Annotated in this window: 1 protein-coding gene; it reads right to left on the bottom strand. The window is 62.1% G+C overall.

From position 1 onward, the window contains the following. Positions 1–87: 87 nt before the first annotated feature. Positions 88–1,080: integrase core domain-containing protein (locus QMG25_RS20310; protein WP_283462939.1), on the bottom strand; the 993-nt coding region annotated here is incomplete at its 5' end.

Genomic DNA, 1,080 nt, shown 5'->3' with positions numbered 1-1,080 from the left:
TGTGATCTCTCGGGACATCGGTGACAGTTCTGCCTCAGGACTTTGGTGACACTTGATGTCTCAGGACATCGGTACCGCTTCGCGTCCTTAGCTTGAGCTGCGGAAGCGGGCACGGGCTTGGCTGATTCCGACGTACTTGGTGCCTGCGGGCGGCCAGAAATACTCAGCGATGATCTCGCCTTCTGTGCTGGCGAATACGACGCCGTCACGGTCCCAGACGGCATTGATGTTTCTTCCGCCCATTCGGTTGGTCACGGAGAACAATGTCTTGCCGATCTTGACCACGCCGTTGGAGTAGACCCGCAGCGTCTGGCGGCCGTTGTCGGCTGGGTGGGACACCGTGCCACTGAGTTTCTGGATCCCGCCGGTCTCGAAATTGGATGGCGCATCCACGCCGGTCGTGACGGGTTGCTTCGGTGATTCTGTTTGGTCGAGCGCTGCTGGTTCGGCGGCGTACGATCGTTGGGCAGCTGGCAGTGGCAGCCATGGCTCGGGAAGATTCTGTACGGGTTTCGGCCGGGGGGCTTCGGCAACAGCCGTGGCGTCCCATGACTGTTGCGGGGTGATGCGCCCGGGCAGCCCCTGGTGCGGACGCTCTGTGTTGTAGATCTGGTCAAACCGGTCGACCTGCTCCTGAAGCTCGGCGTGAGTGTGGGCCAACGGCTGCTTGTCCAGCCAGCGGAACAGGGTCTGATGAAACCGTTCATTCTTTCCTTGCGTGGTCGGCTTGTACGGCTTGCCGGTGATCGCCTCGACTCCGAGCGAGGAGACGTAGTTGACCAGCTGGCCTTCCCAGCCGCGGCGTGAGGGATTCAAGGCCACACCGTTGTCCGTCAATAATCTTTGTGGAACCCCACGGGCGGCGATGCCCTTCTTCACGACCGCCAGCGCTGCTTCGCTGGTTTCCCCGGAGGCGACGTGGGTGGCGACCGCGAGGCGGGAATGGTCATCCTGGAGCTGGAAGATCACGCACTTGCGTCCGCCGGTGAGCACGTACTCTGTGGCGTCCAATTGCCAGCAGGCATTCGGGGCAGGGTAGACAAACCTGCGGTGCGCGGCGCGGGGCTTCTTCTTCGGTTC

Source organism: Arthrobacter sp. H35-D1 (assembly GCF_030063185.1).
Classification (GTDB): domain Bacteria; phylum Actinomycetota; class Actinomycetes; order Actinomycetales; family Micrococcaceae; genus Specibacter.
Note: the sequence above shows the minus strand (reverse complement) of the source record. Positions and strands in the feature narration are given on the sequence as shown.